Origin of the sequence: Parahaliea maris, assembly GCF_008064665.1 — a bacterium.
Taxonomy (GTDB): domain Bacteria; phylum Pseudomonadota; class Gammaproteobacteria; order Pseudomonadales; family Halieaceae; genus Parahaliea; species Parahaliea maris.
On the sequence record NZ_VRZA01000002.1, the window covers coordinates 601,973 to 624,344 of the forward strand.

The 22,372-nt window shown below is 62.6% G+C and carries 21 protein-coding genes and 3 tRNA genes; 13 read left to right on the forward strand and 11 right to left on the reverse strand.

Annotated elements, in window-relative coordinates; all coding sequences use genetic code 11:
- Positions 1–74 precede the first annotated feature (74 nt).
- Positions 75–494 (forward strand): peptide-methionine (R)-S-oxide reductase MsrB, encoded by a 420-nt coding sequence (gene msrB / locus FV139_RS07090; RefSeq protein WP_148067547.1) that lies wholly within the window; start codon positions 75–77, stop codon positions 492–494.
- Between the two features lie 209 nt (positions 495–703).
- Here msrB and FV139_RS07095 read toward each other — a convergent pair.
- The 3 genes from FV139_RS07095 to FV139_RS07105 all read right to left on the reverse strand — a co-directional run bounded on the left by FV139_RS07095 (position 704) and on the right by FV139_RS07105 (position 1,448).
- Positions 704–779: transfer RNA gene (locus FV139_RS07095), tRNA-Gly, on the reverse strand.
- Between the two features lie 125 nt (positions 780–904).
- Positions 905–980, reverse strand: a tRNA-Glu gene (locus tag FV139_RS07100).
- A gap of 84 nt (positions 981–1,064) precedes the next feature.
- Complete coding sequence (locus FV139_RS07105; protein WP_148067548.1) at positions 1,065–1,448, reverse strand: PA2817 family protein; 384 nt, start codon at positions 1,446–1,448, stop codon at positions 1,065–1,067.
- Positions 1,449–1,540: 92 nt separating this feature from the next.
- Here FV139_RS07105 and FV139_RS07110 point away from each other — a divergent pair, with 92 nt between their 5' ends.
- From FV139_RS07110 to FV139_RS07125, 4 genes are all read left to right on the forward strand, one after another.
- On the forward strand, positions 1,541–2,458 hold the full coding sequence (locus tag FV139_RS07110; protein ID WP_148067549.1) for an ABC transporter ATP-binding protein: 918 nt from the start codon (positions 1,541–1,543) through the stop codon (positions 2,456–2,458).
- A complete protein-coding gene (locus tag FV139_RS07115; RefSeq protein ID WP_148067550.1) occupies positions 2,455–3,228 on the forward strand; it encodes an ABC transporter permease in 774 nt (257 codons plus the stop codon). Before FV139_RS07110 ends, FV139_RS07115 begins: the two co-directional genes overlap by 4 nt.
- Positions 3,229–3,231: 3 nt before the next feature.
- On the forward strand, positions 3,232–4,050 hold the full coding sequence (gene queF, locus FV139_RS07120; RefSeq protein WP_148067551.1) for an NADPH-dependent 7-cyano-7-deazaguanine reductase QueF: 819 nt from the start codon (positions 3,232–3,234) through the stop codon (positions 4,048–4,050).
- 115 nt (positions 4,051–4,165) lie between these two features.
- A tRNA-Ser gene (locus FV139_RS07125) sits at positions 4,166–4,253 on the forward strand.
- A gap of 46 nt (positions 4,254–4,299) precedes the next feature.
- Here FV139_RS07125 and FV139_RS07130 read toward each other — a convergent pair.
- A complete protein-coding gene (locus FV139_RS07130; protein WP_213004044.1) occupies positions 4,300–4,794 on the reverse strand; it encodes a hypothetical protein in 495 nt (164 codons plus the stop codon).
- Between the two features lie 37 nt (positions 4,795–4,831).
- Positions 4,832–5,389 carry a hypothetical protein gene (locus FV139_RS07135; protein ID WP_148067552.1) on the reverse strand — a complete coding sequence of 186 codons (558 nt, stop codon included), beginning with the start codon at positions 5,387–5,389 and terminating at the stop codon, positions 4,832–4,834.
- 423 nt (positions 5,390–5,812) lie between these two features.
- Here FV139_RS07135 and FV139_RS07140 point away from each other — a divergent pair, with 423 nt between their 5' ends.
- Positions 5,813–6,220, forward strand: a complete 408-nt coding sequence (locus tag FV139_RS07140; RefSeq protein ID WP_148067553.1) for a DUF2750 domain-containing protein — start codon at positions 5,813–5,815, stop codon at positions 6,218–6,220.
- A gap of 7 nt (positions 6,221–6,227) precedes the next feature.
- Here FV139_RS07140 and FV139_RS07145 read toward each other — a convergent pair whose 3' ends face one another.
- Positions 6,228–7,610, reverse strand: coding sequence for a diguanylate cyclase domain-containing protein (locus FV139_RS07145; RefSeq protein WP_148067554.1), 1,383 nt, complete (start codon positions 7,608–7,610; stop codon positions 6,228–6,230).
- Positions 7,611–7,697: 87 nt separating this feature from the next.
- Positions 7,698–8,711, reverse strand: coding sequence for an LLM class F420-dependent oxidoreductase (locus FV139_RS07150; RefSeq protein WP_213004045.1), 1,014 nt, complete (start codon positions 8,709–8,711; stop codon positions 7,698–7,700).
- Between the two features lie 180 nt (positions 8,712–8,891).
- Here FV139_RS07150 and moaC point away from each other — a divergent pair, with 180 nt between their 5' ends.
- From moaC to FV139_RS07175, 5 genes are all read left to right on the forward strand, one after another.
- On the forward strand, positions 8,892–9,380 hold the full coding sequence (moaC, locus tag FV139_RS07155) for a cyclic pyranopterin monophosphate synthase MoaC (protein WP_148067555.1): 489 nt from the start codon (positions 8,892–8,894) through the stop codon (positions 9,378–9,380).
- Complete coding sequence (locus tag FV139_RS07160; protein ID WP_148067556.1) at positions 9,377–9,625, forward strand: MoaD/ThiS family protein; 249 nt, start codon at positions 9,377–9,379, stop codon at positions 9,623–9,625. Before moaC ends, FV139_RS07160 begins: the two co-directional genes overlap by 4 nt.
- A gap of 3 nt (positions 9,626–9,628) precedes the next feature.
- Positions 9,629–10,066 carry a molybdenum cofactor biosynthesis protein MoaE gene (locus FV139_RS07165; RefSeq protein ID WP_148067557.1) on the forward strand — a complete coding sequence of 146 codons (438 nt, stop codon included), beginning with the start codon at positions 9,629–9,631 and terminating at the stop codon, positions 10,064–10,066.
- A gap of 87 nt (positions 10,067–10,153) precedes the next feature.
- Complete coding sequence (locus tag FV139_RS07170) at positions 10,154–10,624, forward strand: flavin reductase family protein (RefSeq protein ID WP_148067558.1); 471 nt, start codon at positions 10,154–10,156, stop codon at positions 10,622–10,624.
- A gap of 110 nt (positions 10,625–10,734) precedes the next feature.
- Positions 10,735–11,280 (forward strand): NUDIX hydrolase, encoded by a 546-nt coding sequence (locus FV139_RS07175; RefSeq protein ID WP_148067559.1) that lies wholly within the window; start codon positions 10,735–10,737, stop codon positions 11,278–11,280.
- Positions 11,281–11,314: 34 nt separating this feature from the next.
- Here the strand turns inward: FV139_RS07175 and FV139_RS07180 are convergent, their stop codons facing one another.
- Positions 11,315–12,199, reverse strand: a complete 885-nt coding sequence (locus tag FV139_RS07180) for a lysophospholipid acyltransferase family protein (protein WP_235898573.1) — start codon at positions 12,197–12,199, stop codon at positions 11,315–11,317.
- A gap of 37 nt (positions 12,200–12,236) precedes the next feature.
- Positions 12,237–14,480, reverse strand: a complete 2,244-nt coding sequence (ptsP, locus tag FV139_RS07185; protein ID WP_187276439.1) for a phosphoenolpyruvate--protein phosphotransferase — start codon at positions 14,478–14,480, stop codon at positions 12,237–12,239.
- Positions 14,481–14,624: 144 nt separating this feature from the next.
- On the opposite strand from ptsP, the gene FV139_RS07190 reads away from it, so the two are divergent.
- Positions 14,625–15,476 carry an SDR family oxidoreductase gene (locus FV139_RS07190; RefSeq protein ID WP_148067561.1) on the forward strand — a complete coding sequence of 284 codons (852 nt, stop codon included), beginning with the start codon at positions 14,625–14,627 and terminating at the stop codon, positions 15,474–15,476.
- Positions 15,477–15,536: 60 nt separating this feature from the next.
- Here FV139_RS07190 and FV139_RS07195 read toward each other — a convergent pair whose 3' ends face one another.
- On the reverse strand, positions 15,537–17,009 hold the full coding sequence (locus FV139_RS07195; protein WP_187276440.1) for an HAD-IB family hydrolase: 1,473 nt from the start codon (positions 17,007–17,009) through the stop codon (positions 15,537–15,539).
- 230 nt (positions 17,010–17,239) lie between these two features.
- On the opposite strand from FV139_RS07195, the gene hrpB reads away from it, so the two are divergent.
- The gene (hrpB, locus tag FV139_RS07200; RefSeq protein ID WP_235898574.1) at positions 17,240–19,858 is read left to right on the forward strand and encodes an ATP-dependent helicase HrpB; all 2,619 of its coding nucleotides are present in this window, start codon (positions 17,240–17,242) and stop codon (positions 19,856–19,858) included.
- Here hrpB and FV139_RS07205 read toward each other — a convergent pair.
- Entirely contained in the window at positions 19,855–22,335 is a 2,481-nt protein-coding gene (locus FV139_RS07205; RefSeq protein WP_187276441.1) for a TonB-dependent receptor, read from the reverse strand. The two genes, hrpB and FV139_RS07205, sit on opposite strands and share 4 nt — an antisense overlap.
- Positions 22,336–22,372 lie beyond the last annotated feature (37 nt).

Here is a 22,372-nt window from a genome sequence, read left to right on the forward strand (position 1 = left end):
GCCCTGTAAAGCAGCGAATTGTTTCACTGTTCTATGTTATTGTCCGGGGGTCGGGATCGACGGAGCAGCGCGCGATGCTAGATAAAAGCAAAAGTCAGGCGCTCGATCAGGAAGAAGCTTACTGGCGGGCGCGGCTCTCGCCACAGGAGTTTCACGTCTGCCGTGGGCAGGGCACCGAACGTGCCTTTACCGGGGAATACTGGGATTGCGATACCCCAGGCGTGTACCACTGTCGCTGCTGCGACAAACCCCTGTTCCACTCTACCGCCAAATACGATGCCGGCTGCGGCTGGCCCAGTTTCTGCCGCCCCTGCAACCGCGACGATATTCTGGAAATACCCGATCACAGTCACGGCATGCACCGCACCGAGGTTCAGTGCAAGGCCTGTGGCTGCCATCTGGGCCACGTCTTCAGCGATGGTCCCGCGCCCACGGGCCTGCGTTACTGCATCAACAGCGTGTCAGTACGGCTGGTGGCAGAGGTAGAAGGGTAGGTTTTCTATAAGGGAGAAGAAATTGGAGCGGGCAACGGCTGGGGCGCCCAGCCTGGGATCGCATCCGATTTCGAACCATCGAAACCTTCAATGCGTGCACGGAGATATGAGTAAGGAATAAATTGGAGCGGGAAACGGCTGGGATCGCATCCGATTTCGAACCATCGAAACCTTCAATGCTTGCACGGAGATATGAGTAAGGAAGAAATTGGAGCGGGAAACCGGGTTCGAACCGGCGACCTCAACCTTGGCAAGGTTGCGCTCTACCAACTGAGCTATTCCCGCACACATACGCGTTTATACCGTCGTCACGGTCGCCGGAACCGGCGAGACTGGGCGTCCCCCCACAACCTTGGCAAGGTTGCGCTCTACCAACTGAGCTATTCCCGCACCTGAAGTGCTCGATTGAGTGGCGTCCCCTAGGGGGTTCGAACCCCTGTTACCGCCGTGAAAGGGCAGTGTCCTAGGCCACTAGACGAAGGGGACGCATCGGTCTCAATCAAGAGGCGCGCATTGTAGGTAGCACCGCCTCCTTCGTCAAGCCCGAAATCCCAATTTACGCATGATTTTTTACTGGCCTTTCAGTAGCTTGGCCCGGGCCGCGGCGAGGTCGATGATCTCGCCCCGGGAGGCCGCGGCGGCCCGCTCCTCGTCCACCCGCTGGAAGGCTTCCAGTTCCTCGTCGGTGAGGTAGTGGAGGCATTCGCCGCCCAGGAACCACAGCAGTTCGCGCGGTACGGTGGGGGCGAATTCCGGGAAGCTGGTGAACAGGCGGGCCACCAGGCCCGGGCCTTCCGCATACAGTGAATCACTGTCGCCGCCGGCTTCCTGACAGGCGCTCGCCAGCTGCTTCAGCGGGTCGCCTTCTTCCAGGGCGGCGCAGCGTTGGACGAAGGTATCGGCAAAGCTGCCCCAGGTAGCCAGGCAGTGTTGCAGGTACTGTTGATCATTCATGCAGAGGCGTTCCGTAGTTTTCGGCATTCGTTAACAGGGGGATTGCGGGTACAATGTCGCGCTTCGTTTCCCGCAGGCAGTCGCGAGGTTCCATGATACCAGCCCTGACCATCGAAAATCTCAGCAAGTCCTACGACAACGGTTTCCAGGCCCTTAAAGGCATCAGCCTGTCAGTGCAGCAGGGTGATTTTTTTGCCCTGCTCGGGCCCAACGGCGCCGGCAAATCCACCACCATCGGGATCATCTGTTCACTGGTCAGCAAGTCCGGCGGCAAGGTGGTGGTGCACGGCGTGGATATCGACGAGGATTTTCCCGCCGCCAAGAAGTTCATTGGCATCGTGCCCCAGGAATTCAACTTCAACGTGTTCGAGAAGGTGGAGGATATCGTCATCAACCAGGCCGGGTACTATGGCCTGCCGGCGGATATCGCTCGCGAGCGCACGGAAAAGTACCTCAAGGAACTGGGCCTGTGGGACAAGCGGGACGTGGCCTCGCGGATGCTGTCCGGCGGCATGAAGCGACGCCTGATGATTGCCCGGGCCCTGGTGCACGAACCCCGCCTGCTGATTCTCGATGAGCCCACCGCCGGGGTGGATATCGAAATGCGCCGCTCCATGTGGGACTTCCTGCGCAAGATCAACGCCGCCGGCACCACCATTATCCTCACCACGCACTACCTGGAAGAGGCCGAGGCCCTGTGTCGCAACATTGCCATCATCAACCACGGCAACATTGTCGAGAACAGCTCGGTGCGCGACCTGGTGCGCCGACTGCACCGGGAAGTGTTCATACTCGACTGCGTGGATGAGCTACCCGAGTCTTTCTCGGTGGACGGCTTTGTCACCCGGCGCATGGACGAACACTGCCTGGAGGTGGAAGTGGAGAAGGGACAGCACATCAATGACGTGTTTGCGCAACTGGACCGTGCCGGTGTGCAGGTGAGCAGCATGCGCAATCGCGCCAATCGCCTGGAAGAGATGTTTGTGAACCTGGTGGAGGGCGCCGCATGAGCCCCCGCGAGCAGTACGTCGCCTTCATGACCATCCTGCGCAAGGAAATCCGGCGCTACACCCGTATCTGGACCCAGACCCTGCTGCCTTCGGCGATCACCATGTCGCTGTACTTTGTGATTTTCGGCTCCCTGATCGGGTCGCGCATCGGTGACATGGGTGGCTTCACCTACATGCAGTTCGTGGTGCCCGGCCTGATCATGATGGCCATTGTGACCAACTCCTACTCCAACGTGGTGTCCTCCTTCTTTGGCTCCAAGTTCAATCACAGTGTGGAGGAACTGCTGGTCTCACCGACACCCAACTACGTCATTCTCATGGGCTATGTCATAGGCGGTGTCACCCGCGGCCTGCTGGTGGCGGTGATTGTGACCATCGTGTCCCTGTTCTTCACCCACCTGCAGATACACAGCTGGTTCGTGGTGGTGGCCATCGTGCTGATGACGTCCATCCTGTTTGCCCTGGCGGGGTTCATCAACGCGGTGTTCGCCAATAATTTCGACGACATTTCCATCGTACCGACCTTCGTGCTGACACCGCTGATCTACCTGGGTGGCGTGTTCTACTCGATGGACCTGCTGCCGGACTTCTGGGCCGGCGTGTCCAAACTGAATCCGCTGGTGTACGTGGTTAACGCCTTCCGTTATGGCGTGCTCGGCGTGTCGGACGTGAGCCTGCCCTTTGCCTTCGGCATGATCAGCCTGTTCACCCTGGCGGCGTTCTTCTATAGCATGCACCTGCTCAACTCGGGCAAGCGCCTGCGGCAGTAAGCGATGGCAGATATCGACGACAAGGGCCTGTTACTAGGCCGGCAGGTGCCGGTCAGCGAGCAGTATGCCCCGGAATTGCTGTACCCGATTCCTCGCTGCCTGGCACGGGACAACCTGGGTATTGATGGTGGGGCGCTGCCCTTCAGAGGGGTGGATCTCTGGCACGCCTACGAACTGTCCTGGCTGGATGAGACGGGGCGGCCCGTATCGCGGGTGGGGCGCTTTACCATTCCCGCAACCAGCGCCAATCTGGTGGAGTCCAAATCCTTCAAGCTCTACCTCAACTCCCTGAACCAGGAGCGCCTGGGGGATGATGCGACCGCCTGCCAGCGGATATGTGCCGATATCTCTGCCGCGGCCGGCGCCGAGGTCAGCCTGGAGCTGTTCGCCCCGGATGACCCTGCCCTGGCCGGCAAGGCACTCCCTGGTGCTTGCCTTGATGACCAGCCGGCGACCTGGCGCGGTGGGGAGCCCGACTTGCAACAGCTGGTACCCGTGGCGGGGCAGGGCATGGAAGTCCACACCCACCTGCTGCGCTCCCTGTGCCCGGTGACCGGCCAGCCCGACTGGGCCAGTGTCTGGATCTGCACGGAGGGAGGGAGCGTGGAACCGCTCGGCCTGCTGGAGTACCTGTTGGCCTACCGCAATCACCAGGAGTTCCACGAGCAGTGCGTAGAGCGAATATTCCGCGACCTGCAGGCCGCCTGTAAGCCTTCCGGATTGCACATTCAGGCCTTCTATACCCGCCGCGGAGGCCTCGACATCACGCCGTTCCGCACCACAGGAAAGCGGTCCCCGTTGCCGCGGATGAACCGGCAGTAACGCCAAAGCAAATTCATTGCCAGCGGGACTGGAAATCACCTAATCCTGTGGTATGATGCGCGCCCTCTGCTGCGGTGAACGGAGCGGGGCGGCCTGCAAAGGGTCGACAATTTACGGTGAGGTGGCCGAGTGGTCGAAGGCGCACGCCTGGAAAGTGTGTAACGGGAAACCGTTCGAGAGTTCGAATCTCTCCCTCACCGCCATATATGCAAGAGGGGTCCCATCGGGGCCCCTTTTTTGTATTGATCATCACGTCCCCATCAGTCGGTGCTCGTGGGGCCATTCACCCGCAACGCCGGATGCCACTGCCTCGAACAGGCCCTGCTCGCGAAGGGTTCGCTTGAATCGCTTCATCACCGGGCGCGAGATCATTGTTTCCGCCAGCAGACGGGTCTCGTAAACAGCGATGCGGATTGCCTCGCTGACGGCTTCATCCTTGTTGTCCTGTAGATGTTGCGAGGCCTGGTCAATGACGTCATGGATATCGGCGTCCAGCAATAGCGTCGGCTGCAATCTGGTGGCCTCGTACAGTAACACCATGACTACCTTGTCGAGCGCAGTCATCTTGCATTTGCCGTCGAGTATCTTGAGTTTTACCGCGATGATGCAGTCGTAGTGAACGGGCTCGAGCACCGCCGTGGCAAGCCAGCGGGTCACGGTGTCGAGGGGATCACTGCGATACTCCAGCGGGCTGAGCGGTTGTGTAGAGGGCTTTTCTGTCGCCAGTTCGTTGCTCATGGTCACTGCGCTCGCGCTCCCTGAATGTTCCCTTCGCTGGCGATTACACGGCTCCCCAGGCCATGCGTTTCTCTTGGGTGGTATCCATGAGTAACTGGTCCATCGATTTCAGTGGCCCCCTGGCATTGTAGGACTGGAATTCCCTGAAAACGATGGTGAGTTTGTCGGCCGGGGCATACCCTTTGAAATCGCTTTTCTCGAGAGCCAGTGCGTCGATCGCTTCATTCCATGGGACGCCCTGTACCAGCGGGATGATGGTCGCCTCGACGCTGCCGACCTGGATCCTGGCGCTCTCTCGCGCATTGACTGCGAACAGCATGATCACGATGTCGTCGGCGAAATCGGCCTGAAAGCGCGCGAGCAGCTTCGGGAACAGGTCGACTTCGTCGAGGCTGCCGATCAGCATCCGGATTTTGTCGTTCGCGAGAATTACGCTCCCCCGCAGGGTGTCTTCGGGCGGGTTGGGGTGCCCCTTGTCGTCGAGGCCTCCATCCGTAATGACGAGATCACCTCGGTAGGCCTGGTACTGGCCATCTCCGGTGGGGGCAAAAAAATTGGTGTTGAAAAACCGGTGGTCGTCCTGGTAGCTGTCGAGTATCACGATCGGGTCTCCGCCTGGGGAAGTGAGAATGCCGTGACCTGTCCATACTCCAGACAGCCTCCGGCAGAGAGGTATGGGCAAGTAACGTGCCGTTTCTGGAAGTGAGAGTTTCCTGCATTCAATCAAGTACTTGGAAAACCATGCAGTGGTTCTCTCGCTGCCGCTGTCGCAAACCCGACAGCGTTCCTGCTGCGGCAGCCGTTGAATTGTCTGAAACCTGACGAAGCAGGCCGAACGGCAGGTTAAAATACGGGAAAACTGAACCGGGATGGCGCCAGGCCGTCGATTCGCAATTGGTCCGGTTTTTGCTGAACTGGTCTGGTTACCGCTGAATTGGTGTGCTTGTTGCCGATTGTGACCCGTTTCTGTCGAGCGTGGTACAGGTACTCGGCGGCAGATGATCTCAATCAACGGAGTGAGTGTATGCGCCATGCCCCCTACCAGAAGGAAGTCGAGTCAGCTGCAGCGATGTCCGAGGCTGCCAGGCTGGAATATTTTCTTACCCGGGTGTTCGAAGCAGAGGAAGTCTGGGGCCTGGATGACGGCTGTGAGTGGATAGTGGAGGAGCGCGACGGTCAGCAGCTGATGCCGCTCTGGCCCTACGAACAGTTTGCGCAAGCCGCAGCACAATTCGGCTGGAAGGACTGTCTGCCGGCAGCCGAATCGCTGGAAGACTTCCTCTACAATACCCTGCCGGGTTTGATTGCAGAGGATTACATGCTGAATATCATGGCGACCCCGGGCGTCGACGGATGCTTTGTTTCTCCTCAAAGGTTGTACGCAATCCTTGAGGGCATGATCGAGGCGGGAGAATACAAACTCGACGCCTGACCTGAAACTAGCGCCAGGGCGAAATCACATCCAGCCGCGCCGCCTTGGCGCGATACATACTCTCATCCGCCTTGGCCAGTAGTTCTTTCACACTGGTGTCCTGTCCGTGGCACAGGGAATAGCCAATGCTGATGGACGGTGTGATCTCGTCCTCGTGCCATACCAGCGTGTTGCTTTCCACCGAAGTTCGGATTTTTTCGATGACGGCTTCGGCCTGCTGTTTTTCCGATACCCGGTGTAACACGGCGATGAATTCGTCGCCGCCGAGGCGGGCGACGCTGTCACCCGCTCGCACCGCCCGTTGCAGTGCGTTGGCCACGTGTACCAACAGGGCGTCTCCAGCCTCGTGGCCGAGGGTGTCATTGACCTCCTTGAAGCGGTTGAGGTCGATCAGCAGTACCGCGAACCGGGCGGGCCGGGAGCCACCGCTGACCAGCCGGTGCAACTGCCCCATGATGAATCGGCGGTTCGGTACCTGGGTAAGTTCGTCGATCAAGGCGGCCTGGCGGCTGAGGTGGTAGGCACGCAGTAGCAGCAGAATCGAGGCAATGATTAGCGTCAGGACTAACAGGGCAATGGTGCGGATGATCGCTATGGCCCGCTGCAGACTTGGCGTTGTGAGAGAGTCAAAGCGTGCAGACAATTGCCACGCGCCCGAGGGCGTATTCACCGGTAGCTGGATGTCTGCGTTCTGGGCGACGGCCGGGTCACCGTAAATGACCGTGGGTTCACCGGAGGCTATGTGCTCTCCATCGCCGGCGCGACTTAGAGCGATAGAGGCTCCCTGCAAATCATTCAGGCCCGCATTGTCCAGCAGGGCGTCGAAGTTCATTACTGCACTGACCGTGCCCCAGTAGTCCCGGGTATTCGGGTAGTCGCGGAAAATCGGGAAGCGGGCGATCAGGGCGCTACCTCCCTGTACCAGGGCGACGGGCCCGGCGATGTAGACGCTGCCCATTTCGCGGGCCAGCCGCACGCTGCGCATCTGCTCGGGAGCGGTGCGATAGTCGAACCCCAGTGCTTTTTCATTGCCCTCGTAAGGGTATATCTGGGCGATGACGTCGCCGGGGGCGATGCCGATATTGCGCAGGGTATCGGACTTCTGAAACAGCTTTTCGGCCACGGCCTCCCACTCGCTCGCGGTCAGGTCCGGGTCCATGGTGATGAAGGAGGCGAGGGTATCGGAGAGGTAGGTGTTGCGGAACAGTTCCGCCTCCAGCCTGGCCCGGCTAAGGGCGACCGACTGCCGGGTCTGCTCCCGCTCCAGGCTTTCGGCCCGTTCGCGGAATAGCTGGACGAACACCTCTTCGACGTAGATACCAAAGCCCAGCAGGGCAACAATGCCCGCCGCGATCCCGGCCTTGTTACGCCTGCTGAGAGTGGTTGCCATCGGTGTACCGGTGCTGAAAACCGCAGACTAGCGCAAGGGGCAGCGGGATTCAAAGCCCGGAGAGAGGCCATGTGCGCAGAGCTGAACTTACAGCATCAGCTCCGCCATCTCCCGCATCAGGTTGATTTCCCCATGAATCAGCAGGCTGGTCACCGGTGAGTTCTCCCAGTCTTTCAGCTTTTCCCGGATGCGATCCTTCGGTCCGCACAGGGAGATTTCGTCGGCGAAGGCGTCCGGTACGCAGGCGATCGCCTCGTCCCGCTGGCCGGCAAAGAACAGTTCCTGGATTTGATCCGCCTCGGCTTCGAAACCCATGCGTGCCATCAGCTCCTTGTGAAAATTGCGCTTCTTCGAGCCCATGCCGCCAATGTAGAAGCCCAGCATGGCCTTGACCGGGTGCAGGGCGGTCGCCAGGTCGTCGTGGATGTTTACCATCACGGTACTGGCCACCTCGAAGCCGGCCGACGCGCCTGCCAGCTGGTTGGCATACACGGCCTGGCGATAGGGCGAGTAGTAAAGTGGCAGCCAGCCATCGGCGATCTCGGCGGTCTGGGTCACGTTCTTTGGCCCCTCGGCGCCGATGAAAATGGGCAGGTCGGGGCGCAGTGGGTGGGTGATGGGCTTGAGGGGCTTGCCCATGCCCCAGGCGTTGTCACCGTGGTAGGGCAGGGGGTAGAACTCGCCATCGGAGGTGACCGGCGCCTCGCGCTTCAGCACCTGACGGATGATGTCCACGTACTCCCGGGTCCGGGTGAGCGGCTTGGCATAGGGCTGTCCGTACCAGCCTTCGACAACCTGCGGGCCCGATACACCCAGGCCGAGTATCATCCGGCCGCCGGAAAGGTGGTCCATGGCCAGGGCCGACATGGCGCAGGCGGTGGGGGTGCGCGCCGACAACTGCGCCACCGAGGTCCCGAGGCGGATGCGCTCGGTGCGGGCGCCGATCCAGGCCAGCGGGGTAAAGCAGTCGTTGCCCCAGGACTCCGCCGTCCATACGGAGTCGTACCCCAGGTTTTCCGCCTCCACCGCGCGCTCGATAAAATCGGGTGGCGGCTGCGCGCCCCAGTAGCCCAGCTGCAGTCCCAGTTTCAGTTTGGCCATTCGTCTGCTCCGTTGTGGGTGTTATCCCGCTACTTTACGGCCGCTGTGGCGTTCTGCAATCAGTCGCGGCGGCCACACGGGCTTGCAGGAACGCTCATCGCCGGCCCCGGTGTCAATTAGCGGGCCGATTGGATAGACTTTGCCGGCTCGGTACCCGGAGACGCAACACAAGGTAATGGCATGAACAAACTGACCCATCTCGACGAGACCGGCGCCGCGCGCATGGTGGATGTGGGCGAGAAGCCGGTCACTCAGCGCGAGGCCGTGGCCCAGGCCTGCGTAGCCATGCTGCCCGAGACCCTCGAGCTGCTGTTGTCCGGTGGTCACAAGAAGGGTGATGTGTTCGCCGTGGCCCGGGTGGCGGGAATCCAGGCAGCCAAGAAGTGCTCCGACCTGATCCCGCTTTGCCACCCCCTCATGCTCAACAGCGTCAACGTGGACTTCGAAAGTGACAGCCAGGCCAGTGAAGTGCGCATTCTGGCCCGCTGCCGGGTTTCCGGGAAGACCGGGGTCGAGATGGAGGCGCTGACGGCGGCTTCGGTGGCCGCCCTGACGATCTACGACATGTGCAAGGCCGTTGACCGGGGTATGGAAATTCGCAGTGTCACACTGCTGGAAAAGCAGGGTGGCAAAAGTGGCCACTGGCAGCGTACGGATGGTGAAGCATGATCTGCGTGCGCTTTTTTGCCCGGGTGCGCGAAGCCCTCGACACCGAGGAGCTCGCGCTGTCGGAGGCAGACGTTGCTGATCTGGACGCCCTGCAGGACCACCTCCAGCAGCTTGGTGAGCCCTGGCGGTCGGTACTGGCCGAGCCAAACCTGTTGCGAGCGGTCAATCACGAAGTGGTGCACGGCAACCGCGCGCTAGCCGATGGCGACGAAGTGGCCTTCTACCCTCCGGTAACGGGAGGCTAGTGGATGGCGATCTGCGTGCGGGTTCAGGCCGGGGACTTCGACCCCCTGCAGCTGCAGCGTGAGCTGGAGGGGAATGACGCCGGCGCGGTGGTCACGTTTACCGGCTACGTCAAGGGAGGTGGCGGCGTCAGCGGGATTTCGCTGGAGCACTACCCGGGCATGACAGAGCACAGCATCGAAACGATTGCTCGCGAGGCGATGTCGCGCTGGTCCCTGAAGGCGGTGAGCGTGCTGCACCGGGTGGGCCACCTGCCCGCCGGGGCCCAGATTGTGTGGGTTGGCACCAGCGCTACCCACCGGGGCGAGGCCTTTGCCGGCTGCGAGTTTGTCATGGACTACCTCAAGACCCGGGCACCGTTCTGGAAGAAGGAGTACGGCGAGTTCGGCGAGCGCTGGGTCGAGTCACGCAGCAGCGACCAGGCGCGAGCCGAGCGCTGGTGAGATACACCTGAATGGGGGATGCCCGCTGCCTGGCGGGCAACGAGAATACAGGGCACATTTGCCGCAACAGGATAAGGAATAGCAGGTATGGAAGGACGCGAACTCAGGAATGCTCTCGGACGCTTTGCCACGGGAGTCTGTATCATTACCACCACCACCGACGAGCATCAGCCGATCGGCATGACGGCGAATTCCTTCGCCGCCGTCTCGCTCGAGCCACCCCTGGTGCTGTGGAGCCTGCAGAATAATTCTGACGTCTACCGCGACTATGCCGCGGCGCGCTATTTCAATATCAACGTGCTGTCCAGCGAGCAGGAGGCGTTGTCGGGTGAGTACGCTCGCAAGGGTGAGCACGCCCTGAAGGCCGAGCATTTCCGCCCGGGCAAGTATGGCGCACCGGTCATTCGCAATGCATTGGTGACCTTCGAGTGTGAACTCGATGCCACCCACTCTGGCGGGGATCACCTCATCATTGTCGGCCGCGTTCGCAATATGACCCATCGCCCGACGGGCAAACCGCTGCTGTTCTACGGTGGTGCCTACGGCGAGCTCCACTGAGCCTGCGGGGGCTCTACCGGGCGCCCTTGTTGGCACCCTTTTGGCATCCTTTTGGCAGCCCGGCGAAATGACTATACTGGGGCGTTTGGCCCCGCCGTGAATCCTGTCCCATGAATTATTGCTCCAGCTGCGGCAACTCCGTAACTCTGCGAATCCCAGAAGGCGATGACCGGGAGCGCTATGTCTGCGTGTCCTGCGAGGCGATCCACTACACCAATCCCCGGGTGATCGTGGGGTGCCTGCCCGTTCACGAGGGCCGGGTGCTGTTGTGTCGCCGTGCCATCGAGCCGCGTCGCGATTTCTGGACCCTGCCGGCGGGCTTTATGGAGAATGGTGAAACCAGCGCCGCCGGGGCTGCCCGGGAGACCTGGGAGGAGGCTGAAGCGAAGGCGGTGGACCTGCAACTCTATCGCATCTTCGACGTGCCCCACATCAGCCAGATCTACATGTTCTACCGCTGCGGTATCGAGGGCGGGGCATTTGGCGCGGGGCCGGAGAGTGTGGAATCAGCACTGTTCGAAGAGGCGCAGATCCCTTGGGATGAAATTGCCTTCCCGGTGGTTTACAAGGCCCTGAAAGAGTACTTCGACGATCGCCGCAAGGGAGAATACCCGGTGCGGGTATCCTCGATTGAACGCTTACGGCGGCCAGGCTGACTGCTGAGACAGCGCTGGCTGCATCCACCATCGTCTAGATCGTCAGAATACGCCGCAACAGGCTGTCTTCCCGCCGGCGCTGCTCGCGCAGCCGCAGCAGTTCCGCCAGTTGGGCCTCGATTTCCCCTGCGACCTCGTCGCGAATCTTGCGCTGCTGTGGCTTGGTGGGTGTTTTGCCCGCGTAGTCCGCCAGGTCCACAGGATGGCCAAAGCCGATGTAACAGCGCTGGGGGCGGGGCAACAGGGTACCGAGACTACCTCTGGGAATGGGCGGCAGCATGTCGGTACGGGTATTTTCATCCAGCAGGCCAAAGCGCTTCAGTAACCGCCCGAGGGCGGAATTGGGTATCTCGTCGCTCTCCAGCCAGTGATCGTAGAACTCATCCGGCCCGATCATGCCGAAGGGCATAATGGTGTAGCCGTGCTTGGCCGCCAGGCGCACGAAACCATAGCGTTCCTTCCACTGCAATTCATACATTTCACTGGCCGATTTGACTGCTTCGTGGGCGCCGCCGGGAAACACCAGCAGGTCGCTGCCATTTTCCATGAGCGCTTCGCACACCGCCGGGTGACCCATGACCGCCCCCAGGTCGATAAGGGTGTCGCCGAGGGCTTTGTTGCTGAACAGGAATTTGTCGCCCAGGGCGCGCACGGAGCGACCCAGTTCGTGGAATACGGTGGGAGCGAAAACCCAGCCATCGAGCGCAAACAGGGAGTGGTTGCCGATGAACAGGCAGGGCCGGTCCGGGACCCGGTCACCGTGCAGCAGGGTCGGCCTGAACACCTTGTCCACCACCTGGTACATGCGGCCCATGTAGCGGTCGAAGGACACCGGGGAGTTGAGGGCGGCGTCGATGTGCGCCTGTAAAGCCTCCTCACTGGCCAGGGGGTCGTGTTGGCTGGAAAAATCTATGGGCACTGCAGTCGCTCCGTTCGGTTTACTGAAAGTATAACGGCTATTGGTCGCCGAGCAGACGACCCAGGCCGCGTTCGCGCAAATTCGCCTGCAGGGCCTCGCGAATGCTGGCGGCATCCTCCATCGCCAGGACCTGCCCGGCCAGGGTCGCCGCTTCCCCGGCGGCGGTTGATCGCAGCAGCCACTTGATGCGCGGAATCTTGGACGCACTCATGCTCAGCGTACGAATGCCCAGGCCCGCCAGTACCAGCACGGCAGCGGGGTCGGAGGCCATCTCCCCGCACAGGCTCAGCGGCAGTTTACTGTCCTGTGCGAACCGGGCAATGCGGGCCACCTCCCTGAGGACCGCCGGATGCAGGTGGTCGTAGGCCGCGGCGACCCGGGGGTTGTTGCGATCCAGGGCCAGCAGGTACTGGCTCAGGTCGTTGGAGCCAATGGAGATAAAGTCGATGCGCGAGGCCCAGGTCGGCAGCAGCGAGATCGCGGCGGGAACTTCCACCATGATCCCAACCGGCGGCCGCCGGACGGCAATGCCTTCTTCCGCCAATTGTTCCAGGGCGTCGTCCAGCAGGGCGCGCAGTTTATCGATCTCCCCGGTGTTGCTGACCATGGGCAACAGGATGCGCAGGTTGTCGGCGTCACCCGCTGCCCGCAGCATGGCCCGCAGCTGGGTCATCAGGAGCGAGCTGTTGTCCAGGCAGAAGCGGATACCGCGCCAGCCGAGGGCGGGGTTGTCCTCGATGATCGGGAAGTAGGGCAGGGGTTTGTCACCGCCGATGTCCAGGGTGCGCATGTACACGGGTTTACCGGCATAGGCCTCCAGCACCTGGCGGTAGATATACTCCTGCTCGTCTTCGGAGGGAAAGGTTTCAGACACCATGAACGGCATCTCGGTGCGATACAGGCCCACGCCTTCGGCGCCGTTGGCGATTCCCGGCGAGATATCCGCGAGCAGGCCGGTGTTGGCAAACAGTCGTAGCTGCTCGCCGTCGGTGGTCACCGCGGGTTCGTTGACCAGTTCCGCCAGTTCACCCTGCAGGGTCCGGTCGGCCTGCTGCAGCCGCCGGAACTCTTTTTTTACCGAGGCGGAAGGGTGCAGGATCGCCTGGCCGAAATTGCCGTCGACGATGATCGGGTCGCCGTCATTGAGGGATTTCAGGGTGCCGGTGCCCATCACTGCGGGTATACCGAGGGCGTTCGCCAGTACTGCGGTATGGGACAGCGCCGAGCCCTCAAAACAGACGATGCCCTGCAGCCGGTCGGGGTCGCAGGAGGCAATGTCCGACACACTGACCTTGCTGCCCACCAGTACCACGGGACCGCTGCCGTCAGCGGGCACGGTGTTGTCCTCGCCGTGCCACGCGGAGTAGAGCTTGTTGCCGAGATGGTAGAGGTCCTCGTGCCGGGCCCGCAGGTAGGGGTCTTCCATTGCCAGGAAGATATCGGCGAAATGCTGGACAGTCTGGCGCAGGGCGCCCGGCAGCCACTGGCCGGCCCGTATCCGTTCGGCGACGCCCTCGCGCAGGTGGTTGTCTGACAACAGCATCTGGTAGGCGGAAAAAACCGCGGCCACGCTTTCCGACACGTCGGCGCCCAGGGCGCAGCGCTCCTCCTCGACCTCCCTGCTCACTTGCTCGAGCAGGCTGTACCAGCGTTTCAGGGTGGCTTCAGGATCGCTGCAGGGTTTGTCGGAGACGCTGTACAGATCAAACTGGTCACAGGTCTGTACCTTGCCGATGCCGATCCCTGGCGCTCCCTTGACGCCGCGTACCTGGCGCGTGGTCGACAGGGCATTGCTGAACTGCTGTGGCTCGGCCGGCAGCGCCAGCGCCAGTTGGGCAGAGAGGGTGACCAGGAAGGCCAGTTCCTCCTCACTCATCAGACGGGCCTCACGGGCTTGCACAACAAGCACCCCGATCACCTCGCCGCTGCGTACCAGCGGGACACCGCAGAAGCTGTGGAACTCCTCCTCGTGGGTCTCGGCAATGTAGCGAAAGTCGGGATGGGAAGCCGCCTCGGCGATATTCACCGGGTGCCGGCTGCGCGCCGCCAGACCGACGAGGCCAGTGCCTTCCGGAAGCAGGGAGTGGCCGACCGAACGCGGGTCGAGACCGTGGCTCGCCGCCAGCAGCATGCTGTGATCGGGCTGGGAAATATAGAGGCTGCAGACGTCGACACCGATGGCACGGTGGATGGACTCCACGATGAGTTCAACCTGTTCGGCCTGTCCGGATGCCTGGGCAACGGCCTGTACGATGCGAGTGAGTTCGAGTAGGGGATTCATACGGGTCATTAGGCGGCAAAAGCACGGGACGGGCAAGAGGCATTTCGAGACGAGTGTACTATGCTGGTTCGCGCAGCACGGCCGGGGTAAAGTCTGGGCAAGGCGGATGCAACACAATAACAATAGTGAAGGAGTACAGCTATCGTGGAAGGCAAACGGGTGGCCATTACCGGGCCGACGGCGGGGATTGGCAGGGCAACAGCTCTGGAACTGGCGGTGCGCGGCGCCCACCTGCGGTTGCTGTGCCGCAACCGGGAGAAAGGCGAGGCACTGGCCGCGGAGATCGCCGCCCTGGGAGCGCCAGAGGCCGTTGTCATCGAGATGGATATGGCCTCACTGGCGAGCGTGGCGGAAGCCGCCCGGCAACTGGCCGGTATCGATGGTGGCCTGGAGGTACTGATCAACAACGCGGGCCTGATCAATACCAGGCGCCGGGAGAGCCTGGACGGGTTCGAGGAAACCCTGGCGGTGAATCACTTCGCGCCCTTCGTGCTGACCGGCCTGCTGCTGCCGCTGCTGGAGGACAGCCCGGGGGCGCGTATCGTCAACGTGGCCTCCGATGCTCACAAGTTTGTGCGCGGCATGGGGTTCGAGGATATGCAGGCGGAGAAGAACTACCGCATCTTCCGCGAATACGGCCGTTCCAAACTGGCCAACATGTTGTTTACCCTCGGCCTTGTCCGGCGCCTGGGAAGCAAGTCTCCCACAGTGAACTGCTGTCACCCCGGTGCGGTCGCCAGCTCCCTGGGTACCCAGAATGCCGGCTTTGTCAGCGGTATTGTGCCGCGCCTGCTGAAGCCGTTTTTCAAGACGCCGGAGCAGGGGGCTCGCACTTCCCTGTTCCTGGCGTGCGACCCGTCAGTGGCGGGAATCAGCGGCCGTTATTTCGTCAACAGCCGCGAGGCAACGCCCAAACCCTGGGCACTGGATGAGGCGGCGGCGGAGCGCCTGTGGGACTACACCGAGGAGTGTACGGGGTTTCGCTACACGCAGTAGTGCCCGGCGACGGGGAGCGCCTGGCCCGCTGTTACGCGGGGGGCGCACCCGTTAGCCGGGTCAGCTCGCGGCGCGGTAGGGGCGCGGCAGGGCGGCGACCTGCGATTTGCCAAGCAGTTCGCAGTACTGGCTTTCGATGGCGTGGCAGGTCTGCCGTACGCTGCCCATGTCCTGTGGGTAGACCGGGGGCAGGACGGTGATGCGGATGGTCGCCGGCCGGATCAGGAAGCCGCCCTTGGGCAGCGCATCCTTGACGTTGTGCAGCACGATGGGCACCACTGGCACCTTGGCCTTCTTCGCCAGGAAGAAGGCGCCGGCCTTGAACGGCTGGATGTTGCCGAGGGTACTGCGGGTACCTTCCGGTGCTATCAGCAGCGAGCGGCCGCTCTGCAGGACGTCGAGGGCATTCTGCAGGACTGCCGCCTGGTCCTTGTCGTCCCGGTCGACAAATATAGTGCCCGCCTGGCGCAGTAGCGGGCCGACCAGCGGGTTGTTGGCCATCTCCTTTTTCACCAGCGGAACCACGTCCCGGCGCAGCAGGTGCGCCAGCACCAGGGAGTCGAGCAGGCTCTGGTGATTGAAGGTGAAAATGGCCGGGCGAACATTCAGCAGGTGGTCCATCCCCTCCACTTCGAAATCCAGGCCGGCAAAACCCGAGCCGAGATCACCCAGCAGTTGGGTCATGCGATTCACATGGCCGAAGGGCCGCATGCCCAGGCGTCGGCCAATCGCTCCCGCGAAGGTGGTCGCAGCCACGGCTTCTACCGTCAGTACGGTGCGCAGCAGTGACTCCAGGTTGGGCTTGCCACGGGAGGCGAAATCGAGTTGCGGCCACTGCTCGGCGCGGGCGTGTGCACCGAGGCGATCGGAGGCGTTCACCGCCACCGGGTGGCCCACTTCCTTGAGCAGGGGCAAGTCGGCGCTGGAGTCGGTGTAGAACCAGCAGTCGGCCAGCGGCACACCCTGACTGCGGGCGATGCGGCGGGCCGCAAGGGTCTTGCCTTCGCCGTAGCACATGGGGGTGATGACTTTGCCGGTAAAGTTGCCGTCGATCACTTCCAGGCGGGTACAGCAAATTTCCTCGATACCCAGTACCCGGGCAATCGGTTCCACCTGGTATTGGCTGGCCGCGCTCACGATAACCAGGTGGTGACCGGCGGCGCGGTGCGCCTCCACCAGGGCGATGGCTTCCCGGAACAGGCTGCGGGCCAGAGTGCTGTGATAGGCGCGCTCGCCAAGTTCGGACAGGGTCTGCTCGCTGATGCCCGCCAGGCTGCGGGTCACCCGCCTGACCAGGCGGTGATAATTGGTGCCGGAGCCCTTGGTGCGCTGGCGCAGCAGGTCGCGCATCACCCGCAGTGATTTCCGCAGCTCTCCCTGGCGGGCACCGTGGCGGGCGGTCTCCCACGCCAGGGCGACAATCGAGTAGCCGGCGATCAACGTGCCGTCGAGATCAAAAAAGGCGACTCCGGGTTTGTCACCGTGCGTATCTTCGAGCCCTTCGAGATGGGCTTCAATTTCCTCGTAAGCCATGTCCGTCCTCGCGCCTTTGGCGCTGTCGGCGCGCTGTAGCAAGCGCGGCATATAGGTACAGCAAATAACTTGCCAGATGCCCGAAGATGTTAAATTTTGCGAGTTACAGGCTTGTTACGGCCCCGTTTTTCGTGAATTTTCCGTCCTTCTGTTGAATCGGCACAGTTGGGCCCTGTCCTGGTGTGCACCAAAGTGGAGCATTGCCTGGGGCCCCGGCACCAGCCTCTGGCGTGGCTTCGGCCCCGGCGATCACTTACTATGGCGCGATGCCGATACCCGCCACCGCTGATCTCCCTGTTAACGACGTCCTGCCGGCGCTTTGCGCCGCCCTCCGGGAGCGGACCGAGGCCGTATTGCAGGCGCCGCCGGGTGCCGGCAAGACCACAACGGTGCCCCTGGTCCTGCTGCAGGAGGACTGGCTGGCGGGAGGCACGATCCTCATGGTCGAGCCCCGGCGCATGGCGGCCCGGGCCGCGGCGACGCGGATGGCGCAATTGCTGGGGGAGGCGGTGGGCCAGACCGTGGGCTACCGCATCCGCCTCGACACCTGTGTCGGCGACAACACCCGCATCGAGGTGATTACCGAGGGCATTCTCACACGGCGGCTGCAGGCAGACCCGGCCCTCGAAGGCGTGGGACTGGTGATATTCGACGAGTTCCACGAACGCAGCCTGGACTCCGACCTGGGCCTGGCGCTGGTCCTTCAGGCCCGGGCGCTGTTCCGGGAATCCCTGCCCCCCCTGCGTCTGCTGGCCATGTCCGCCACCCTCGACGGCGAGGCGGTGGCCGCCCTGCTGGCAGGAGCTCCCATCATTACGTCACAGGGACGCCAGTACCCGGTGGAGGTGCTTTACAACGCCCCCTACAGGCTGCGGGACCCGATCGTACCCCGGGTGGTGGATACCCTGCTCAGGGCGCTGGCGGAGCAATCGGGAAGCATCCTCGCGTTCCTTCCCGGCCAGGCCGAGATCCGCCGGGTAGCCAGCAGCCTGGCACCGCGTCTGGCTGACTTCGGCCAGAGTGTCCAGATCTGCCCGCTGTACGGCGGCCTGTCCCTGCAGCGCCAGCAGGCCGCGATCGAACCGGCCCCCGTGGGCCGGCGCAAGGTGGTGCTGGCGACCAATATTGCCGAGACCAGCCTGACCATCGACGGCATTGATACCGTCGTGGACAGCGGCCTCGAACGGCAGGCGCTGTTCGACACCGGCACCGGCGTCACCCGCCTGGCCACCCGCCGCATTTCCCGCGCCTCGGCGGAACAGCGCGCCGGCCGGGCCGGGCGCCTGCGCCCCGGTACCTGTTACCGCCTGTGGAGCGAGGAACAGCAACGCCAGTTGGTACCTCAGGCGATGCCGGAGATCCTGCAGTCCGATCTCGCGCCCCTGGCGCTCCAACTGTTGGCCTGGGGAGTCCAGGACCCGCGAGAACTCGACTGGCTCGACCCGCCCCCGGCGGGACCCTATGGCCAGGCCCTGGAGGTACTTCGCGTCTGTGATGCCGTGGTCAGCCCCGTACCGGGTCAGTGGCAGCTGACACCCCACGGCGTTCGCCTGGCGCAGATGCCGCTGCACCCGCGACTGGCGCATATGTTGCTGCTGGGCTGTGATATTCACGCCGCCGAGGTTGCCTGCCTGCTAGCGGCGCTGCTCGCCGAGCGCAATCCGCTGGCGGGGGAGGGCACCGACCTCAATCGCACTGTCTCCGTGCTGCTGGCAGAGAGCCGCTGTCCGCCAGAACTGCAGGGCTGGTATCGCCGAACCTGGGAACAGGCCCGGCGCTACGCCAGGATCTCCAGCGCGATCCACAAACCCCGGGAGGTGGCGTTGCCGGTGCCGGCCGCTGAGGCCACCGGAGTGCTGCTGGCCGCCGCCTACCCCGACCGGATAGCGCGCTTGCGCCCCGGTGGTGATGGCACTCTCTACCAGTTGGCCAACGGACGCAGCGCACGGCTGCCTGCGGACGACTCCCTGTGCGGTGAACCCTGGCTGGCGGTGGCTGAAGCCGGCGGCCGACAGGGCGAACGCGACGACCGGATTTTCAGCGCGGTTCCGCTGGCCGAATCGGTGTTTGCGGGGCTTCTGGCCAGCCTGGTGGTGCAGCGGGACGAGGTAACCTGGGACGAGCGCAGCGAACGCTTCCTGGCGCAACGCGTGTACTGTGTGGGTAACATCGAACTGCGCACCGAGACCCTGACTGACGTACCCGCCGAGGCGCGCGCCCAGACCCTGCTGGGCATGTTGCGCGCACGCGGGCTCGGGGTTCTGCCCTGGACGGCACCGCTGGCCCAGTGGCGGGCGCGGGTACAGCTGCTGCATCGCCAGGCTGCCGAGGCCGGGGGTGACAACCCCTGGCCGGACCTGTCCGACGAGGCCCTGCTGGCTTCCCTCGAAGAGTGGCTTTTGCCCTGGCTGGACGGTGTCCAGCGCCTGTCCGACTTCGGCCGGCTCGATCTCAAAACCATCCTGCAGGCGCGCCTGCCCTGGCCCCTGCCGCTGGAGCTGGAGCGCCTGGCCCCGGAGCGCATTGCGGTGCCTTCCGGTTCCAGTATCGCCGTGGACTACAGCCAGTCACCGCCAGTACTGGCGGTGAAGCTGCAGGAAATGTTCGGCTGCGAAGACGGGCCACGGATCTGCAACAACAGTGTCGCCCTGTGCATTCACCTGCTGTCCCCTGCCGGGCGCCCATTGCAGGTGACCACCGACCTGCGCAGTTTCTGGGCGAACGGTTACGTTGATGTGCGCAAGGAAATGCGCGGCCGTTACCCGAAACACCCCTGGCCGGAAGACCCGGTCAACGCCGCGCCCACCCGCCATACCCGGGCCCGGCAGGCGCGGGAGGAAGCCGGCTAGAAATTGTAGCCCAGGGTGATGCCGTAGGTACGCGGCTCCAGCAGGAACTGGTTGGTGGCCAGACCGACATTCTGGTCGCCCACGTACTGCCCGGTCACGTGGTCGTCGTCGTTGAGATTGCGGCCCCAGGCCTCTGCAAACCAGCTGCGCTCGGCACTGTAGAGTGTGAGGGTGGCGTTCCAGACGTCCCATGCGTCCACGGTGTCATTGGGTGTGTTGAACACCCGGGTGTAGAACTCGTCTTGCCAGTAATAGTTGGTGCCGGCTACGAGTTCCATGCCGTTGTCGAGGGGCCACGTGTACTGCACACCCAGGTTGACCGAGAACTCGGGCGCATTGGGCAACTGGTTGCCATCCAGGTTGGCCTCGATACCGGCGCAGGTGAGTTGCCCCTCGGGGCAGCCGGGTCCGAAGTACAGGTTGGAGTTGACGGCGTTGGCGATGAAGTCGGTGGTTCCCATCTGGTTGATGTCGGCGGGGTCCAGGCTGGTGCCGCCGTCCATCTCGGTATCCAGCCAGGCGATATTGGCGGTGATGCGCCAGTTGGTCGTGGGCAGCCAGGCCAGCTCTCCCTCAAAACCCTGTATGGCGGCGTCAAAGTTCTCGTTGAGGCTGGTCTGCTGGGTGATCTTGGAAATCTGCAGGCCTTCGTAGTCATAGTAAAAGTAGGTCAGGTTGGCCTGCAGGGTGTTCTCCAGCAGCCGCGACTTGATCCCGACTTCAAAGGCGTTGATGTACTCGGGGTCGAAATAGGCCAGTCCCGGGTTCTGTTCCAGTAGCACCGAGTCGGCAGAGATGGGGTTGAAGCCGCCGCTTTTGTAACTGCGCGACAGGGTGGCGTAGGCCATGATGTCGTTGTTGATATCCCAGGTGGCATTGAACTTGCCAGTAGGTTCTTCCCAGGTCCCGGCAAAATCGTTGTAGCCGCCGTCCTCGGCCATGGGGTTGTCGAGGAAGCCGAGGTAGACGGTGCGCTGCCGGGCACGTTTTTCCTCCTCGGTGTAGCGCAGGCCCAGGGTCAGGCGCAGTTTGTCCGTGGCCTGCCAGTACAGTTCGCCGAATGCCGCCCAGGTCTCGAGTTCATAGCTGAGGGTGTCGTTGTCGAACAGGCGCTGCTGTTCGGGAACGCCGAAGGTGGCGCCAAACAGCTCGAGCGCAGCGGAATACACGTAGTAGTGAACTTCGCTCTGGTAGTCGAGCCAGAAGCCGCCAACCAGGAAATTCCAGTCACCCTCGAAGTCAGACGCCAGGCGTATCTCCTGGCTGACCTGTTCCGGTGTGGTGGTGGAGCGGTCACTGGAATAGGCGCGGTCCACAGGAATGGGGCCATCGGGACCGCGATCCACGGTAACCGACACCGGCCAGGGTTCAGAGGCCACGGTAAAGTCGTAGTCGTTGCGGGCATTGAGGTCTGAGTGGTGATAGCCGGTCAGCCAGGTCAGGGTGAAGTTTTCAAAATCGTGTTCCACTTCGAAGGAGGCCATCCAGTCGTCCACTTCGTAGCGGGGCTTGAAGTCCAGGTGCTGTTTGCGCGGATCATCGTTGACCACTGAATTGACGAAATCATCGTCCGGGAAGTCGAGGCCGGTGACGCTGGCCACCAGGTTGTTCACCAGGAAGCCGGTTACCGTCGCGTTGCTGTGGGTACGCTGGTTGGCCAGGCCCGATGGCAGGCAGCCAATGATGCCGTCGGGGTCGCGCAGGCAGCGCTGGTTGCTGCCGCGCATGCGGGTGGAGTCCTCTTCCATGTAATTGACCACCAGGTTCACTTCGGTGCTCTCCCCGGACCACCGGGTGGAGGAACGCAGGGCGACCATGTCGCGGCCGTCGATGTCGCCTCCGCTAAAGGTGTTGTCGACGAAGCCGTCCCGCTGCAGGGAGAATAGTGAAAAGCGCTGGGAGAAGCTGTCCCCGAGGGGCAGGTTGAGAGCGCCCTTGACCTTGACGTGGTCGTAGTTGCCAACTTCCAGGTTGATATTGCCGCCTAACTCATCTTCCGGTTTGCGAGTGATCAGGTTGATAACGCCGGCGGTGGTGTTGCGGCCATAGAGTGTGCCCTGGGGGCCGCGCAGTACCTCGACCCGCTCGGCGTCGAAGAATTCCGTCTCGAAGATCCGGCCATTGTTGAGGTAGACCCCGTTGAAGTGGGTGCCGGCGCCGCTGTCGGCTGCGGCGCCGATGGCCTGGTTGCCGATGCCCCGGATCGATATGGCGGCGGTAGTGAAGTTGTCCTTGCTCATCAGCATGTTCGGTACATTGAACTGCATGTCGAGGGATTTACTGATCAGCGCCCGGTCCAGCTCGGTGCCGCTGAAGGCGGTCACGGCAATGGGCGTGTCCTGTATCGTGGTCGCACGCTTTTCGGCGGTAACGATGATTTCTTCCAGCATGCCGCCACTCTGCGCCAGGGAGAGTGGAGACAGTGCAGCAGTCAGCAGACTGGCGACGAACGGTGCGCCGATTGAACCTCGGGACATAGGCCATACTCCATTTTTTATGATTAGAACTTTGAGT

Excerpts from the sequence above, each read along its gene's own strand:
- FV139_RS07160 (WP_148067556.1), top strand. The coding sequence starts at position 9,377 with ATGATCTGCGTGCGCTTTTTTGCCCGGGTGCGCGAAGCCCTCGACACC.
- FV139_RS07170 (WP_148067558.1), top strand. The coding sequence starts at position 10,154 with ATGGAAGGACGCGAACTCAGGAATGCTCTCGGACGCTTTGCCACGGGA.
- FV139_RS07140 (WP_148067553.1), top strand. The coding sequence starts at position 5,813 with ATGCGCCATGCCCCCTACCAGAAGGAAGTCGAGTCAGCTGCAGCGATG.
- FV139_RS07150 (WP_213004045.1), bottom strand. The coding sequence starts at position 8,711 with ATGGCCAAACTGAAACTGGGACTGCAGCTGGGCTACTGGGGCGCGCAG.
- FV139_RS07165 (WP_148067557.1), top strand. The coding sequence starts at position 9,629 with ATGGCGATCTGCGTGCGGGTTCAGGCCGGGGACTTCGACCCCCTGCAG.
- FV139_RS07145 (WP_148067554.1), bottom strand. The coding sequence starts at position 7,610 with ATGGCAACCACTCTCAGCAGGCGTAACAAGGCCGGGATCGCGGCGGGC.
- msrB (WP_148067547.1), top strand. The coding sequence starts at position 75 with ATGCTAGATAAAAGCAAAAGTCAGGCGCTCGATCAGGAAGAAGCTTAC.
- FV139_RS07205 (WP_187276441.1), bottom strand. The coding sequence starts at position 22,335 with ATGTCCCGAGGTTCAATCGGCGCACCGTTCGTCGCCAGTCTGCTGACT.
- queF (WP_148067551.1), top strand. The coding sequence starts at position 3,232 with ATGGCAGATATCGACGACAAGGGCCTGTTACTAGGCCGGCAGGTGCCG.
- FV139_RS07195 (WP_187276440.1), bottom strand. The coding sequence starts at position 17,009 with ATGGCTTACGAGGAAATTGAAGCCCATCTCGAAGGGCTCGAAGATACG.
- FV139_RS07110 (WP_148067549.1), top strand. The coding sequence starts at position 1,541 with ATGATACCAGCCCTGACCATCGAAAATCTCAGCAAGTCCTACGACAAC.
- ptsP (WP_187276439.1), bottom strand. The coding sequence starts at position 14,480 with ATGAATCCCCTACTCGAACTCACTCGCATCGTACAGGCCGTTGCCCAG.
- moaC (WP_148067555.1), top strand. The coding sequence starts at position 8,892 with ATGAACAAACTGACCCATCTCGACGAGACCGGCGCCGCGCGCATGGTG.
- FV139_RS07175 (WP_148067559.1), top strand. The coding sequence starts at position 10,735 with ATGAATTATTGCTCCAGCTGCGGCAACTCCGTAACTCTGCGAATCCCA.
- FV139_RS07105 (WP_148067548.1), bottom strand. The coding sequence starts at position 1,448 with ATGAATGATCAACAGTACCTGCAACACTGCCTGGCTACCTGGGGCAGC.
- FV139_RS07115 (WP_148067550.1), top strand. The coding sequence starts at position 2,455 with ATGAGCCCCCGCGAGCAGTACGTCGCCTTCATGACCATCCTGCGCAAG.